At 71.9% G+C, this 14,157-nt stretch carries 15 protein-coding genes; 9 read left to right on the top strand and 6 right to left on the bottom strand.

Annotation, left to right across the window (positions count from 1 at the left end):
* The first annotated feature begins 46 nt into the window (after window positions 1-46).
* From ACFS27_RS02030 to ACFS27_RS02015, 4 genes are read left to right on the top strand one after another with little or no spacing between them, the layout of a single operon-like run.
* On the top strand, window positions 47-406 hold the full coding sequence (locus ACFS27_RS02030; protein ID WP_377179832.1) for a hypothetical protein: 360 nt from the start codon (window positions 47-49) through the stop codon (window positions 404-406).
* Window positions 382-834 carry a hypothetical protein gene (locus ACFS27_RS02025; protein WP_377179830.1) on the top strand — a complete coding sequence of 151 codons (453 nt, stop codon included), beginning with the start codon at window positions 382-384 and terminating at the stop codon, window positions 832-834. Before ACFS27_RS02030 ends, ACFS27_RS02025 begins: the two co-directional genes overlap by 25 nt.
* Window positions 831-1,922, top strand: coding sequence for a quinone-dependent dihydroorotate dehydrogenase (locus tag ACFS27_RS02020; protein WP_377179828.1), 1,092 nt, complete (start codon window positions 831-833; stop codon window positions 1,920-1,922). Before ACFS27_RS02025 ends, ACFS27_RS02020 begins: the two co-directional genes overlap by 4 nt.
* Window positions 1,919-2,128, top strand: coding sequence for a hypothetical protein (locus ACFS27_RS02015; RefSeq protein WP_377179826.1), 210 nt, complete (start codon window positions 1,919-1,921; stop codon window positions 2,126-2,128). The genes ACFS27_RS02020 and ACFS27_RS02015 overlap by 4 nt, the downstream gene beginning before the upstream one ends.
* A 236-nt stretch (window positions 2,129-2,364) precedes the next feature.
* On the opposite strand, the gene ACFS27_RS02010 is transcribed toward ACFS27_RS02015, so the two are convergent.
* Entirely contained in the window at window positions 2,365-4,629 is a 2,265-nt protein-coding gene (locus ACFS27_RS02010) for an MMPL family transporter (protein ID WP_377179824.1), read from the bottom strand.
* Between the two features lie 92 nt (window positions 4,630-4,721).
* Here ACFS27_RS02010 and ACFS27_RS02005 point away from each other — a divergent pair, with 92 nt between their 5' ends.
* The gene (locus tag ACFS27_RS02005) at window positions 4,722-5,375 is read left to right on the top strand and encodes a TetR/AcrR family transcriptional regulator (protein ID WP_377179822.1); all 654 of its coding nucleotides are present in this window, start codon (window positions 4,722-4,724) and stop codon (window positions 5,373-5,375) included.
* Here ACFS27_RS02005 and yczR read toward each other — a convergent pair.
* Window positions 5,348-6,955 carry a MocR-like transcription factor YczR gene (gene yczR, locus ACFS27_RS02000; RefSeq protein WP_377179820.1) on the bottom strand — a complete coding sequence of 536 codons (1,608 nt, stop codon included), beginning with the start codon at window positions 6,953-6,955 and terminating at the stop codon, window positions 5,348-5,350. The genes ACFS27_RS02005 and yczR overlap by 28 nt on opposite strands.
* A 61-nt stretch (window positions 6,956-7,016) precedes the next feature.
* Between yczR and yczE the strand changes: the two genes are divergently transcribed.
* Window positions 7,017-7,712: a membrane protein YczE gene (gene yczE / locus ACFS27_RS01995; RefSeq protein WP_377179818.1), complete on the top strand. Its 696-nt coding sequence runs from the start codon at window positions 7,017-7,019 to the stop codon at window positions 7,710-7,712.
* A 47-nt stretch (window positions 7,713-7,759) separates the two neighbouring features.
* Window positions 7,760-8,773 carry an aldo/keto reductase family protein gene (locus tag ACFS27_RS01990; protein WP_377179816.1) on the top strand — a complete coding sequence of 338 codons (1,014 nt, stop codon included), beginning with the start codon at window positions 7,760-7,762 and terminating at the stop codon, window positions 8,771-8,773.
* 186 nt (window positions 8,774-8,959) lie between these two features.
* Here ACFS27_RS01990 and ACFS27_RS01985 read toward each other — a convergent pair whose 3' ends face one another.
* The gene (locus ACFS27_RS01985) at window positions 8,960-9,580 is read right to left on the bottom strand and encodes a DUF3043 domain-containing protein (RefSeq protein ID WP_377179814.1); all 621 of its coding nucleotides are present in this window, start codon (window positions 9,578-9,580) and stop codon (window positions 8,960-8,962) included.
* A gap of 56 nt (window positions 9,581-9,636) precedes the next feature.
* Between ACFS27_RS01985 and ACFS27_RS01980 the strand changes: the two genes are divergently transcribed.
* Window positions 9,637-11,016: a dipeptidase gene (locus ACFS27_RS01980; RefSeq protein ID WP_377179812.1), complete on the top strand. Its 1,380-nt coding sequence runs from the start codon at window positions 9,637-9,639 to the stop codon at window positions 11,014-11,016.
* On the opposite strand, the gene ACFS27_RS01975 is transcribed toward ACFS27_RS01980, so the two are convergent.
* From ACFS27_RS01975 to nadA, 3 genes are all read right to left on the bottom strand, one after another.
* Window positions 11,013-11,558, bottom strand: coding sequence for an acyl-CoA thioesterase (locus ACFS27_RS01975; RefSeq protein WP_377179810.1), 546 nt, complete (start codon window positions 11,556-11,558; stop codon window positions 11,013-11,015). The two genes, ACFS27_RS01980 and ACFS27_RS01975, sit on opposite strands and share 4 nt — an antisense overlap.
* An 80-nt stretch (window positions 11,559-11,638) precedes the next feature.
* Entirely contained in the window at window positions 11,639-12,229 is a 591-nt protein-coding gene (locus tag ACFS27_RS01970) for a DJ-1/PfpI family protein (RefSeq protein ID WP_377179808.1), read from the bottom strand.
* Window positions 12,230-12,242: 13 nt separating this feature from the next.
* Window positions 12,243-13,457: a quinolinate synthase NadA gene (gene nadA, locus ACFS27_RS01965; protein WP_377179806.1), complete on the bottom strand. Its 1,215-nt coding sequence runs from the start codon at window positions 13,455-13,457 to the stop codon at window positions 12,243-12,245.
* Between the two features lie 28 nt (window positions 13,458-13,485).
* Here nadA and ACFS27_RS01960 point away from each other — a divergent pair, with 28 nt between their 5' ends.
* Window positions 13,486-14,088: a hypothetical protein gene (locus ACFS27_RS01960; protein WP_377179804.1), complete on the top strand. Its 603-nt coding sequence runs from the start codon at window positions 13,486-13,488 to the stop codon at window positions 14,086-14,088.
* Window positions 14,089-14,157 lie beyond the last annotated feature (69 nt).

Genomic DNA, 14,157 nt, shown 5'->3' with positions numbered 1-14,157 from the left:
CGGTCCGATTGCCGCACGGCAGGTGCCGCCCGGTAGTCTGCGGGACGTGATCCTTGCCCTCGTGCTCCTCGTGGTCGCGCTGTGCGTGGCCCTGGCCGGGTGGGCCGGCTGGTTCGTGGCCCGCGACCGCGCGGTCATCCTGAACCAGCTGTGGGGCGGGGCCGTCGTCGAGGGCGTCGTCCTGGTGCAGGGCGTCGTAGCGATCGTGCAGGGCACCACCGGTGCCGGCGCGACCGACCCGCTGCTGTTCTGGGGCTACTTCGCAACGACCCTCGTGATCCTGCCGGTCGCCGCAGCGTGGGCGTTCGCCGAGCGCACCAGGTGGAGCTCGGTGGTGCTGCTCGTGGCCTCGCTGACGGTGGCGTTCCTGGAGTGGCGCATGTGGCAGATCTGGACGGCGGCATGATGGCGCAGCGGGCCACCGGACGGCGGACGGGGCAGGGCTTCGGCCGTGTCCTGGTGACCGTGTACGGGGTCCTGGCGTTCGCCGCCCTCGGCCGTTCGTCCTACGAGCTGGTCGTGAAGTTCGACGAGGCGCCCGTCGCGTACACGCTGTCGACGCTCGCCGCTGTCGTCTATGTCGTGGCGACGTTCGCACTGGCGATCGGGAGCCCCGCGTGGCGCCTGATCGCATGGATCACCGTCGGAATCGAGGCAGTGGGCGTCGTGACCGTCGGCGCGCTGTCGCTCGCCGACGCGCAGGCGTTCGGTGAGTCAACCGTCTGGTCCGGGTTTGGCCAGGGCTACGGTTACGTGCCGCTCGTCCTGCCGTTCGTGGGCTTGTGGTGGCTGTGGCGGACGTCGCGCAGCACGCCCGAGGAGAGGACTGCATGAGCTGGCCGTACTCGTTGTTGTTCAACGCCGCCTTCCGTCGGATGGACCCGGAACGCGCGCACGAGCTCGCGTTCACGCTGATCGAGCGCGTCGGGAAGGTACCGGTGATGCGCGACGTCGTGCAGGGCGCGGTGGCCCCCTACCTGGGACAGCGGGCAGGAGGGCCGGGGAGCGTGCGGCTCTTCGGTCGCGTGGTGCCCGCGCCGTTCGGCCTGGCCGGAGGGTTCGACAAGAACGCGAGAGCGGTCCGGGGCCTGACGATGCTCGGCTTCGGGTTCGTCGAGATCGGCACGGTGACCGCGCACCCGCAGCCCGGTAACGAGAAGCAGCGCATGTGGCGCGAGCTCGACGTGCGTGGGGTGCGCAACCGGATGGGCTTCAACAACGAGGGCGCCGCTGTCGCGGCGGACCGGTTGCGGGAGCTGCGGAGCACCGCGGCAGGCCGTGCCATCGTCGTCGGCGCCAATATCGGCAAGACCAAGGTGACGCCGCCGGAGGACGCCCCTGCGGACTACGCGACGTCGGCCCGGTTGCTGGCTCCCTGGGCGGACTACCTCGTGGTCAACGTCTCCTCCCCGAACACCCCGGGCCTGCGCGACCTGCAGGCGACCGAGTCGCTGCGACCGATCCTCGAGGCGGTACGCGCTGCGGCCGACGAGGCGAACGCCACCGTGTCGCCGGGAGGCAGCCGCCGCATCCCGCTCCTGGTGAAGATCGCCCCCGACCTCGCGGACGACGACGTCGACGCCGTCGCCGACCTGGTGCTCGAGCTGGGGCTGGACGGCGTGGTGGCCGTCAACACGACGATCGGCCACGACCGCGGCCCCGGTGGGCTGTCCGGCCCGCCGCTGCTGGGCCGTGGCATCGAGGTGGTCGCGCGGCTGCGCGAGCGGCTCGGTACCGGCCCGGTCATCATCGGCGTCGGCGGTATCACCAGGGCCGACGACGTTCGCGCCTACCTGCGCGCCGGAGCCGACCTCACCCAGGGTTACACGTCGTTCGTCTACGAGGGGCCGTTGTGGGCGTCGCGGATCAACCGCGCACTGACCCGCTCGGCCGGCTCGACAGCAAGTGGGAGGCTGGAGTGATCCGTCCGCAGTGGGAGTGGGCCCTCGACGACGCCGAGGGGCGTCGCCTGAGTGAGCCCTTGACCCCCGTCTTCACCGCGCAGTACGACGCCGAACAGTGGCTCGGCGAGCACTGGCGCGCGCTGGCCGAGGCCGGCGCCGTGCACGCGCGGCTGCTGCACGACGGCACCCAGGCGGCCCCGAGCGTGGAGCTGCGGACGCCCTGACGGGAGGTCCGTCGCTCCACGCTCGGCCCGCACTCACCCCTGGTGCATCATCCGGCCGCTCGCTCGGCGGCCGCGGGACTCCCCGGTGCTCCGACCGGACCGCGGACGAGCCGGCGGACGAGGAAGACGGACTGGATCACGCACGCTCCGATCAGGGGCAGGTGCGGTGGCGGCGAGGAAGACGAGCATCACCGTGGCCAGGACCGCGGCGACGACCCGGGCTGTGCGCAGGACGGTCATCGGGAAGCCCCGTCGAGTGTGGGCCCCGCGTACGCGGGCGGGGACGTCGGCGGCAGGCCTGCCGCGGGAGTCACGGGGTACTCCCGGAGACCGAACCGGTCGTGCAGGGCGCGCAGCGGACCGGGGGACCACCAGCTGGCCCGTCCGGTGAGGCGCAGCGCTGCGGGTACGAGCACGCCCCGGATGAGGGTGGCGTCGACCACCACGGCGAGCGCCATACCGATGCCGAGCTGCTGCATGAACGCGACCTCGCTGGACGCGTAGACGGCGAACGACGCTGCCAGGATGAGGGCCGCTGCCGTGACGAGCGGCGCCGAGCGTGCGATGCCGGCAGGCACCGAGCCCACCACGTCGCCGGTGCGCGCGTACTCCTCCTGTATCCGGGCCAGCAGGAACACCTCGTAGTCCATGCTCAGGCCGTAGGCGATGCAGAACATCAGCAACAGGATGCTGGGTTCCACCACGCCGGTAGGGGTGAACCCGAGCAGCCCGGCGAGCGCGCCGTCCTGGAAACCCCACACCACCACGCCGAACATGACGGAGAGCGAGAGCAGGTTCAGCACCATCGCGGTCAGCGGCGCTACGACGCTGCCGGTCATGACGAACAGCACGACGAACGTCACGACGAGAATCAGCAGGCCTACCAGCGGCAGGCGCTCGACGATGCCGTCACGGTAGTCGGCGAGCTCCGCCGGGTAGCCGCCGACGACTACCTCGAACGGCGCGTCCGCTCCGCGCACCTCCCGGACCAGACCCACCGGATCCTCGGCGAGGCGTTCGCTGGTGGGTAGGACGGACAGGCGGGTCGCCGTGCCGGCCTCGAACCGGTCGGCACCGAAGGGTCCTGCCGGGCCGGTCCGCTCGCCGGCCGTGAAGGCGCCTGCGGCCGAGTCGACCCGGGCGACTCCCGGGATCTGCGACAAGGATGCCGCGTAGTCGTGGAGGGCACCGTCGGGTGGGGACGCGGTCCCCGCGTCGGCGCCGGCCGCGTCCGGTGCGACGACGAAGAGAGCGTCAGCGTCCTCGGCGGCGAAGTCGGCGCGGATCGTGTCGTACATCGCGCGCACCGGCTGGTCGCCGTCGTTGAGCACGCGGTCGTCGGGCGAACCGAACGTCAGCCCGAGCGTGGGGGCGCCGAGCACGAGGAGGACCAGCAGCCCCGCACCGCCCGTCACGACCGGCCGGCGCATCACCGTGGTGGACACCCGGAACCAGAAGCCGTCCTCCGCCCTGCCGGTGCCGGTCGGGCGCAGCATCCGCTGGCCGGCCAGACGGAGGATCGCGGGGAGAGCCACGGTCGCACCGAGCACCGCGCAGAGCACCACGGCGATACCCGCCCAGGCGAACGACGTCAGGAACGGGAACGGGAACACGAACAGCACGGCCAGGGCCGCTGCAACGGTCAGGCCGCTGAACAGGACGGTGCGGCCGGCCCCGGCCACGGTCCTGCGCACGGCTGCGGCGGCGTCGTGTCCCGCGGCGACCTCCTCGCGGTAGCGGTAGATCATGAACAGGCTGTAGTCGACGCCCAGGCCGATCCCCATCACGAGCGAGACGTTGGCAGCGAACGTCGAGATATCCGTGAACGGCAGCACCAGCCGGAGCAGGGCGAGGCTGCCTGCCGCGGCGAACAAGCCGACGGCGAGGGTGGCCAGTGCCGGAGCGAGCCGTCGGTAGACCAGCCACAGGAGCACCAGCACCAGGGGGACGACGATCAGCTCGGCGCGCAGGAAGTCGGTGCGGGCCTGGCCCGCGACGATGCGGAAGATCTCGTCGCCGCCACCGAGCGTCACCTCGACGTCCTCGCTGTCGAAGCGCTCGACGACGTCGGCTGCCAGGGCGGGCAGCACCTCGCCGCGCACGTGGTCGGCGTCACCGGGCACCCACGCCAGCACCAGCGCCTGGCGCCGGTCCGCACCGGCGAGGGTGTCGGGCGCGTCGGGGCTCCAGTAGGACCAGGCGTCGCCGACGTCGGGGAAGGCGGCCACGGCCTCGGTGAGCTCGCCGCCCAGGGCGACCACCGCGTCGTCGTCCACCGTGCCGGTGGACGGCGAGACGAGGAGGGCGACGTTGGGGCTGCCCGTGCCGAACAGCCCGTCGAGGGCGGAGCGCGCGGCGGCGGACTCGGAGCCCGGTGCCTCGTAGCGGTTGAGGGACAGCGAGCTGACGGTGGTGGCGGCCACCGCGAACGATGCGAGCAGGACGAGGGCTGAGGTGACGAGCACCCGCCAGGGACGGCGGATGACGAGGCGACCGAGCACAGGTGCTCCCGGGGTCTAGGATGAATGCGAGCAATGACTCGCGTACAGAATGCGAGTGATCACTCGTGTTTGTCAACGCCTAGGGTGGACGGATGGAAGATCAGCTGGAGACCGGGGTGGCCGACGGCGCGGAGGAGCGCACCGCGCCGCGCAAGCGCCAGGCCCGCGGCGAGCGGCGCATCGCCGAGATCGTCGCGGCGGCAGCCCGGGTCCTGGCCGCACAGGGCTACGAGAAGACGACGACCAACGCGATAGCGGCAGAGGCAGGGATCTCACCGGGCTCCCTGTACCAGTACTTCCGGAACAAGGACGAGATCGCCGCGGAGCTGGCGACCACCTACGCGGCCGGTCTGCGCTCGGCGCACGATGCCGCGTTCGACCTCACCGACGTCGCGCGCCTGACGGCAGAGGAGACGGTCGACCGCGTGATCGACCCGATCCTCGCCTTCAACGTCGCCAACCCCGGCTTCAAGGCGCTGCACGCGCGGCCCGACATGCCACCGGGTCTCGTGGCGGCGACCCAGCCCATCCACGACGCGCTGCGGGGCCGGGTGATCGGTCTGCTGGAGACGAGGTTCCCCGAGCGGTCGTCCGTGGAGCTGCACCTGGCGGCGCAGCTGATGATCCAGGTCGTCCAGGCGGCGATGCCGACGATCACCGCCGCCGACCCGGGGGAGCGGCCGGTGATCATCACCGAGGTCAAGCGGATGCTGAGCGCCTACGTCCGCGAGCTGGCCGTGCGCTGACCTCCGGCGACACGCGCCCACGCCCGGACAAGGCGCGGCACGGCGTCGGCCAGCTCCGCGGGCGACCGGGTGAAGGTGAGGCGCACGCGGGAGGCAGCCCCTGCGCCGTCGGGCGTGAACAGCGGACCCGCGGCGACGAGCGCGCCCTCTGCCGCTGCGGCCGCTGCGAAGGCCTGCGCGACCGGCCTGCCCAGGTCGACCCAGCAGAACAGCCCGCCCGCCGGCAGGGGGACCTCCCAGGGGAACGACTCCCGGAGCCGGCCGACGAGCAGGTCCCGCCGTTCACGCAGCATGGCCTGCCGCCCCACCATGATCTCGGCGCGGCGTCCGAGCAGGTCGGTCACGGCGAGCTGCTCCAGCACCGCCGTCGCGATGTCCATGGACTGCCGCGCCCGCGCGAGCTGGGCGATCATCTGCGGGTGCGCGCGGATCCAGCCGACCCGCAGGCCGCCCCAGAACGCCTTCGACGCGGAGCCGACGGACACCACGTGCGGAGAGGTGCCGTACCCGGCGAAGGCCGGGGGCGTCGGGTCGGCGTCCAGCCCGAGCTCGACGAGCGTCTCGTCGCCCACGACGGTGACGCCGTTCCGGTCGGCGACCTCCCGCACCGCGGCCCGCTCGGCGGCGGACAGCACGTAGCCGGTCGGGTTCTGGTAGTCCGGCACGAGATACACCAGCCGTGCCTGGGTGCGGCGCACGGTGGAGGCGAGCAGGTCGACGTCGAGCGGGCCGGTCGGGACGCCGACGACGCGGCCGCCTGCCTCACGCATCGCCTCCATGGCGTGGAAGTAGGTGGGCGACTCGACGACGGCGCGGTCGCCCGGGCGCAGGTGCGTGCGCGCCAGGAGCGCGATCGCCTGCTGGGCGCCCGTGGTCACGAGGATCTCCTCCGCGGTGGTGGGCACCCCGCGCTCGCGGTAGCGCGCGGCCACCGCCTCGCGCAGCGGTGCGAGCCCGTACGGCTCGTAGCCGCCCGAGTCGAGGTAGGCGGGCAGGCTGTCCAGGGCCCGTGCGAACGAGTCGTACAGCTCGGGCGGCGCCGACGGCGTCGCCTGCCACAGGTCCAGGTGGCCGACGGCGCCGGGCCGGCTCCGTGCCCCCGGATGCTGCAGCGACTCGTCCGCCACGGGGGCGTCTCCGCCGGCCGGGCGACGTGGGCCGCGTTCCACCCTGCCCTGCGGGAGCGTGGTGACCGTTCCCGAGCCGACCCGGCTGACCGCGAACCCCAGGTCCCGCAGCCGGGCGTACGCGCCGGACGTGGTGGTGCGTGAGACGCGGAGGGCGGTCGCGAGCTCGCGCTCGCTGGGCAGGCGGGTGTTCGGTGAGAGGGTGCCCGACAGGACGGCGGAGCGCAGCGCGTCGGCGAGCGCGACGTAGGCAGGCCCGCCGGCGTGCCACGTGCCGAGCAGGCGCGTCGCGGCGGGAGCCGAGAGGTGCCGCAGAACGACGGGCGACGAGGCAGGCTTGGCCCTCGGTCGGGAACGTGGCCGGGCCGGCGGTCGGGGCACCGGTCCGGGTGCCGGGACGGATGTCGTCGTGGGACTCGCGCTGGGGATCGCGGCGTGAGGCGCAGCTGACATGGGTCCACTCTCACGCTATTGGCCATGGAAGACAAGGCCAATGGTCGCGCATCATGAGTACATGACGACCACCAGCGGCCGCCCGGCCGACGATGCACTCCGCCCTGCGGTACCGCCGGACGCCGCACCCGCACCGGTGCGAGCCGTCGCGATGAGCCCGCTGCGCCGTGGTGTCCAGCTCGTGCTCGGCCTGCTGGTGTTCGGCGCCTCCATGGCGATGATGCTGCACGCCAACCAGGGCGCCATGCCGTGGTCAGTGCTGGACCAGGGGATCGTGGGACGGACCGGCCTTGCCTATGGCTGGGTGGTGCTCGGGATCAGCGTTCTCGTGATGCTGGCCTGGATCCCCTTGCGGCAGCGGCCGGGGATCGGGACGGTCGCCAACATCATCCTGCTCAGCCTGGTGATCGACCCGGCGCTCTGGCTCCTGGAGGTGGTGATGCCGGACCCCGCGCTCGCGCCGTCGATCGGGCTGGCGCTGGGCGGGATCGTCCTCAACGGCCTGGGCACGGCAGCGTACGTGGGTGCCCGCCTGGGGCCGGGGCCGCGTGACGGGCTGATGACCGGTGCGGTGCGCCTGACCGGGTGGCCCGTCTGGCTGGTCAAGACCGTCATCGAGGTCACGGTCGTCGTGATCGGCGTGCTGCTGGGCGGGACGTTCGGCTGGGCCACCGTCGCGTTCGCGCTCGGTGTCGGTCCGGTGGTGCAGCTCGGCGTGCGGTGGTTCGCGCCGTCCGGCCTGGTGGCTCGTCGCTGAGCTGGTCAGGTGCCGATTCGATTCGATGTTCGTCGTAGGGTGACGGCATGGTCAACTATCGGTATCTCGGCAACAGTGGTCTCAAGGTCTCGGAGATCACGTACGGCAACTGGCTCACCCACGCCTCGCAGGTGGAGAACGACGTCGCGACCTCGTGCGTCCGGTCCGCCCTCGACGCGGGCATCACCACCTTCGACACCGCTGACGCCTACGCCAACACGGCTGCCGAGCAGGTGCTCGGTGACGCGCTGAAGGGCGAGCGCCGCGAGGGCCTCGAGATCTTCACCAAGGTGTACTGGCCCACCGGGCCGAAGGGCCCCAACGACACGGGCCTGTCACGCAAGCACATCATGGAGTCGATCAACGGCTCCCTGACCCGGCTCGGTACCGACTACGTCGACCTGTACCAGGCCCACCGCTTCGACGTGGAGACCCCGCTCGAGGAGACGATGCAGGCGTTCGCCGACGTCGTCCGCCAGGGCAAGGCCCTCTACATCGGCGTCTCCGAGTGGACGGCCGACCAGATCCGCGAGGGCGCCGCCCTGGCCAAGCAGCTCGGCTTCCAGCTCATCTCGTCCCAGCCGCAGTACTCGATGCTGTGGCGTGTCATCGAGGACGAGGTGGTGCCTGCCTCGAAGGAGGCAGGTGTCTCGCAGATCGTGTGGTCGCCCATGGCGCAGGGCGTGCTGTCCGGCAAGTACCTGCCGGGTCAGCCGGCGCCGGCCGGCTCGCGGGCCACGGACGAGAAGGGCGGCGCGCAGACGATCAGCCGCTTCATGAGCGACGAGACGCTGGCCGCCGTGCAGAACCTCAAGCCGGTCGCTGCCGAGCTGGACCTGTCCATGGCGCAGCTCGCCGTCGCGTGGGTGCTGCAGAACGACAATGTGGCCGCTGCGCTGGTGGGCGCATCGCGCCCGGAGCAGGTGGCGGAGAACGTCAAGGCGTCGGGTGTGACCATCCCCGCAGAGCTCATGAAGCAGATCGACGATGCCCTGGCCGGCGTGGTCGAGCGCGACCCCGCCAAGACCCTCGAGGGCATGCCCAAGAAGCGCCCGGCCTGATCAGAGTCTGATCTGCCGAGGTGGCTCGCTGGGAGCCGGGCCGGCGGGGTGACACTACGAATCCGAGGTCGGTTGCTGTGCGTAGACGTTGTCTACCGACAGCAACCGACCTCGGATTCGTAGTACTACCCCGCGGCGTCATGCCAGGACGGGCATCCGGCCGAGGCATCGCTCGGCGAGCCGGAGCTACTCCGGGTAGTTGCCGCGCTTCTTGCTCATCGGCTTCGGCAGCCGCGAGCGGCGCAGCTGGTAGGCGCGCGTGATCGTGTACATGAGAAGACCGCGCTGGACCTCGCCGAACTTCGCGGTCAGGCGCTTCTTCAGCGAACGCCACAAGAGCCACGCGTCGATGATCGTCAGGAACAGGAACCCGTAGAGGCCCAGCATCACGACGATGCTGAGCTCCGGGTACTGCGAGGTGAAGAACGTCGCGAACAGGAAGATGAACGCGACCGGCAGGAAGAACTCGCCGAGGTTCCAGCGTGCGTCCACGAAGTCGCGCACGTACCGGCGCACCGGGCCCTTGTCCTTGGCCGGCATGTACCGCTCGTCACCGGTCTGCATCGCCTGGTAGGCGCGCTCGCGGTCGATGCGCGACTTCTCGCGCTGGGTCTTGCGCGCCGCCTTGCGGTCGTTCGGGACCAGCGGCCGCTTGTTCGCGGCCTGCGCGACGTTGCGCTTGGGTGTCGGACGCCCCTTCTTGGGGGCGCCGTCCGGCGTCGCCTCGGACGCGGACGCCACCTCGTCGGGTGAGTCGCCCACGGGGGTCACGCCGTCGGGGGTCGGAGTCTTGCTGCGGGAGAACACCTCCCTAGCCTAAGCGCTCGCGGCAGTGCCCCGTTGCGAGCCGTTAACGTGGGGCGGTGACCTCCGATACAACCGCGGCCCTCCGCGCCCGCGTCGCCGAGCTGTTCCCCGCCCTGCAGGCCGATCTCGAGGCGCTGGTGCGCATCCCGAGCGTGTCGGCCGCCGCGTTCGACCAGGCGCACGTCGCCGCGAGCGCTGCAGCCACGGAGCAGCTCCTGCGCGACGCCGGCCTGCCCGACGTCCAGATCCTGTCCGCGCCGCGCCCGGACGGTACTGCGGGTGCGCCCGCCGTCGTCGCGCGCAGGCCCGCGCCCGAGGGTGCGCCGACGGTCCTGCTGTACGCGCACCATGACGTGCAGCCGCCGGGCGACCCCGCGACCTGGGACACCGATCCCTTCGAGCCCACCCAGGTGGGGGAGCGGCTCTTCGGCCGTGGGGCGGCAGACGACAAGGCGGGCATCGTCGCCCACCTGGGCGCGCTGCGTGCGCTCGGCCTGCCTGAGGGTGCGGACCTGCCCGTCGGGGTCACGGTCTTCCTCGAGGGCGAGGAGGAGTCGGGGTCGCCGTCGTTCCGCGCGTTCCTGGAGGCGCACCGCGACCTGCTCGCCGCGGACGTCATCGTGGTGGCGGACTCCGGCAACTGGAAGATCGGGGTCCCGGCCCTCACGACGTCGCTGCGCGGCCTGGTGGACGGCGAGATCGAGCTGCGGGTCCTTGAGCACGCCGTGCACTCCGGCCAGTTCGGCGGTGCCGTCCTCGACGCCGTCACCCTGATGTCCCGGCTCGTCGCGACGTTCCACGACGAGGCAGGCGACGTCGCCATCGGCGGCCTGGTCACCGCCTCGGAGCCGGAGGTCGACTACGACGAGGCTGCCCTGCGGGCCGACTCCTCCCTGCTCGACGGCGCGGCGCTGGCCGGCACCGGCACCGTCTCGGGGCGGCTGTGGGCCAAGCCGGCGCTCTCCGTGATCGGCATGGACGTCACGTCGGTGGCCGCGGCGTCGAACACGCTCGCGCCGAGCTGCACCGCGAAGATCTCGCTGCGGCTGGCCCCCGGCCAGGACCCGGTGGCGGCCGACGAGGCCCTGGCAGCGCACGTGGCGAAGCACGCGCCGTTCGGCGCGCAGGTGACGTGGCGCACCGGTGAGCAGGGCAAGGCGTTCCTCGCGCCGGGTGACTCGGCGGCGATGCGCGCAGCGCGTGCGGCCTTCACCGAGGCGTGGGGCACCGCGCCGGTCGACGTCGGCATGGGCGGTTCCATCCCGTTCATCGCCGACCTGCTCGAGGTCTTCCCGGAGGCCGCGATCCTCGTGACCGGCGTCGAGGACCCGGACTCGCGGGCGCACGGCGCGAACGAGTCGGTGCACCTTGGCGAGCTGCAGAAGGTGGTCCTCGCGGAGGCTCTGCTGCTGACGAAGGTCGGCGAGGGGCTCTAGCCGCGGTTGGAGGGCTCGCGCGGTGCGACGTCCATCGCGCGGGCCCAGGCGGCCACGTCCTCGGGAAGCTCGGGGGACGGCAGGTCCGCACCCATGACGTCCCGTACGACGTCGAGCGCCGAGATCCGGTTGCCCTTGCGGTCCAGGAAGCGGCTGGCCACGATGCCGCGGGCGTAGAGCTTGTCGCCCTTGGTGAACACCTGCTCCAGGTAGAACATGCGCTCGTCCCAGCCCAGGATCCGAGTGGTGATCTCGAACCGGTCGAACGGCTGCAGGGATCGCCGGTACTTCATGGTCGACGCCGCGACCACCGGTGCCCAGCCCTTCTCGCGGGCGACCGGGAACATGCCGAGGTCGGCGATCTGGTTGTTCCGGGCGACGTCCATCATCTGCAGGTACGTGCCGTTGTTGACGTGCAGGTACGAATCGAGGTCCAGGGGGCCGACACGCATCCGGGTGACCGACGGGTCGAGCAGGGTCTGTCCGGGGCGGGCCTTGCGCGGGAAGAGTCCGGTCCAGGTGAGCTGGAGCATGCGAGCCATGCGTCGAAGGTTATACCGAGAACCGGCAGTAGCAGGTACCGGTCGCCCCAGCGCGCCAAGAGGGTCGGCTGCCGGCTCGGTCAGCCGGCCGGGTGCTGGATCTCGCTCCGCACCGACCGGGCCACCGCCGCGGTCTCGAGCCGTTCGACCAGGTGCAGCGCCATGTCGATCCCCGAAGAGACCCCCGCAGAGGTGACCACGTCGCCGTCGTCCACGTACCGCGCCTCGGTGTCCACGAGGATGCTCGGGTCGAAGCCGGTGAGCTCGTCGTAGTGCTTGTGATGCGTCGTGGCCGGTCGCCCCGCCAGCAGGCCGGCGGCGGCGAACGACAGCGCACCCGTGCAGACGCTGGCCATGATCGGCGTCTGCTTGCGGATCATGCGTAACCACTCGAGGTGCCCTGCCTGGGCCAGCAGCTGCCGGGTACCCAGCCCGCCGGGGTAGACCAGCACGTGCAGCGGCCCGACGTCGTCCGCGCCGTGCGCAGGCAGGATCCGCAGGCCCTTCGCGAGCCGGACCCCTGAGCCGTCCCAGGAGAACGTGCTCACCGACGGCCGCAGCTGCGAGTGGGAGCCCCACTCGGCGAACACCTCGAACGGTCCGACGACGTCGAGCTCCTCCGCCCCGTCGAAGACGAAGATCCCGATGCGCAGCCCGCCGTTGCCGCTCATGTGCTCGATCCGGTCAGAGTCCTGGGAGGGCCAGCATCTGGTCGAGCGCCACGCGGGCCCAGTGGGCGTCGTCGGCGTCCACGACGATCTGGTTGACCATGCGCCCGTCCACGAGGGACTCCATGGCCCACACGAGGTGGGGCAGGTCGATGCGGTTCATGGTCGAGCAGAAGCACACCGTCGAGTCGAGGTAGTGCACGTTCTTGTCCGGGTGCGCCTTGGCGACCCGGCGCACCAGGTTCAGCTCCGTGCCGATCGCCCACGAGGAGCCCGGCTCGGCCGCGTCCAGCTGCTTGATGATGTACTCGGTCGAGCCCACGTAGTCGGCGGCCGTGACGACCTCGTTCTTGCACTCCGGGTGCACCATCACGTTGACGCCGGGGACCGCCGCGCGGATGTCGGTGACGTTCTGCACCGAGAAGCGGCCGTGCACCGAGCAGTGGCCGCGCCACAGGATCATCCGGGCGTCCCGCAGCTCCTGGTCGGTCAGCCCGCCGTTCGGCTTGCGCGGGTCGAAGACCACGCAGTCGTCCAGCGACATCCCGAGCGCCAGGACCGCGGTGTTGCGGCCCAGGTGCTGGTCGGGGAGGAACAGCACCTTCCCGGTGCCGTCGATCCCGCCCACCTGGTCGAACGCCCAGCGCAGAGCGACCTCCGCGTTGGAGGAGGTGCACACGGTGCCGCTGTGCCGTCCCGTGAACGCCTTGATCGCGGCCGACGAGTTCATGTACGTGACGGGGACCGTCGAGTCCGCGACGCCGGCGTCCTGCAGCACCGCCCAGGCCTCCTCGACCTGGCCGATCGCCGCCATGTCCGCCATGGAGCAGCCCGCCGCGAGGTCGGGCAGCACCACCCGCTGCTGGTCCGAGGTGAGGATGTCCGCGCTCTCCGCCATGAAGTGCACCCCGCAGAACAGGATGAACTCGGCCTCGGGGCGGGCAGCGGCCTCGCGCGCCAGCTTGAACGAGTCGCCGGTGACGTCGGCGAAGTCGATGACCTCGTCCCGCTGGTAGTGGTGCCCCAGCACGAACGCCCGGCTGCCGAGGGCGGCGCGCGCGGCGCGGGCCCGTTCGACGAGGTTGGGGTCGCTCGGTGCGGGCAGCTCGCCCACGCACTCGACGCCGCGCTCGGAGGCCAGGTCACGGCCCTGGCCCAGCAGAAGCAACGGCGAAGGGGCGGGCTCGGAGAAGCCGGAGTGTTCAGCCAGCAGGGTGCTCACAGTCACCATGATGACATGTGGTGATGACAGTGCCACGATGCCTGGTGTGCACGTGCTGCTGCTTGCCGAGACCCTGCCCGACGCCGAGCGACTCGCCTCCGCGTGGCGCGACGCCGCGCCCCACACCGGGACCGAGGCACGCGCCGTGCGCGTTCCGGGTGCCACCGGGGCGTCCGGCCACGGCGGAGCGCTCAGCGCTCCGGCGGGCCACGGGACGGGCGGCGGAGGTGTGCTGCTGGCGGGGGCGGCGATCCCCGTGGGGCGGCCGGACGCCGTCGGGCCGCAGGACGTAGGACCCGCCCACCCCGGGCCGACCGCGCCCGGCCCCGCGCCGTCCGCCCTGCCCCGCGCGGAACGTGCGGAGCTCGCCGAGGCTGCCGCGAGCGCCGACGTCGTCGTGGCGTACGTCACGCGGCTCGACGGCGAGACGCTGCACCGCGGTGTCGTGGTGGAGGCCGCTGCAGCGGCCGCACCGCACGCCGTCCCCGTCGTCGTGGTGACCGAGCGCAGCGAGGTGAGCAGGCGCGAGTGGTCGACGGCGGGTCTCAGCGGGGTGCACGAGGCGGTCGACGCCGACGTCGCACGCGTGGCCAGGACCTGGACGCCGGGCTGGGTGCGCCGAGCCGGACAGGTCAGCTGAGCTGGACAGTGCTGGGTTCAGCCGGTCCGTGGGCGTACGATCTTCAGAACAGACCGGCGACGGGAACAG

The organism is Promicromonospora vindobonensis (genome assembly GCF_042685865.1).
In the GTDB taxonomy this organism is placed as follows: Bacteria; Actinomycetota; Actinomycetes; order Actinomycetales; family Cellulomonadaceae; genus Promicromonospora; species Promicromonospora vindobonensis.
The sequence above is the reverse complement of the archived record's forward strand: the minus strand, read 5'-3'. Positions and strand labels throughout refer to the sequence as shown.

Excerpts from the sequence above, each read along its gene's own strand:
- yczR (WP_377179820.1), bottom strand. The coding sequence starts at position 6,955 with ATGTCAGCTGCGCCTCACGCCGCGATCCCCAGCGCGAGTCCCACGACG.
- ACFS27_RS02005 (WP_377179822.1), top strand. The coding sequence starts at position 4,722 with ATGGAAGATCAGCTGGAGACCGGGGTGGCCGACGGCGCGGAGGAGCGC.
- ACFS27_RS02020 (WP_377179828.1), top strand. The coding sequence starts at position 831 with ATGAGCTGGCCGTACTCGTTGTTGTTCAACGCCGCCTTCCGTCGGATG.
- ACFS27_RS01970 (WP_377179808.1), bottom strand. The coding sequence starts at position 12,229 with ATGAGCGGCAACGGCGGGCTGCGCATCGGGATCTTCGTCTTCGACGGG.
- ACFS27_RS01975 (WP_377179810.1), bottom strand. The coding sequence starts at position 11,558 with ATGGCTCGCATGCTCCAGCTCACCTGGACCGGACTCTTCCCGCGCAAG.
- yczE (WP_377179818.1), top strand. The coding sequence starts at position 7,017 with ATGACGACCACCAGCGGCCGCCCGGCCGACGATGCACTCCGCCCTGCG.
- ACFS27_RS01990 (WP_377179816.1), top strand. The coding sequence starts at position 7,760 with ATGGTCAACTATCGGTATCTCGGCAACAGTGGTCTCAAGGTCTCGGAG.
- ACFS27_RS01960 (WP_377179804.1), top strand. The coding sequence starts at position 13,486 with ATGCCTGGTGTGCACGTGCTGCTGCTTGCCGAGACCCTGCCCGACGCC.
- nadA (WP_377179806.1), bottom strand. The coding sequence starts at position 13,457 with ATGGTGACTGTGAGCACCCTGCTGGCTGAACACTCCGGCTTCTCCGAG.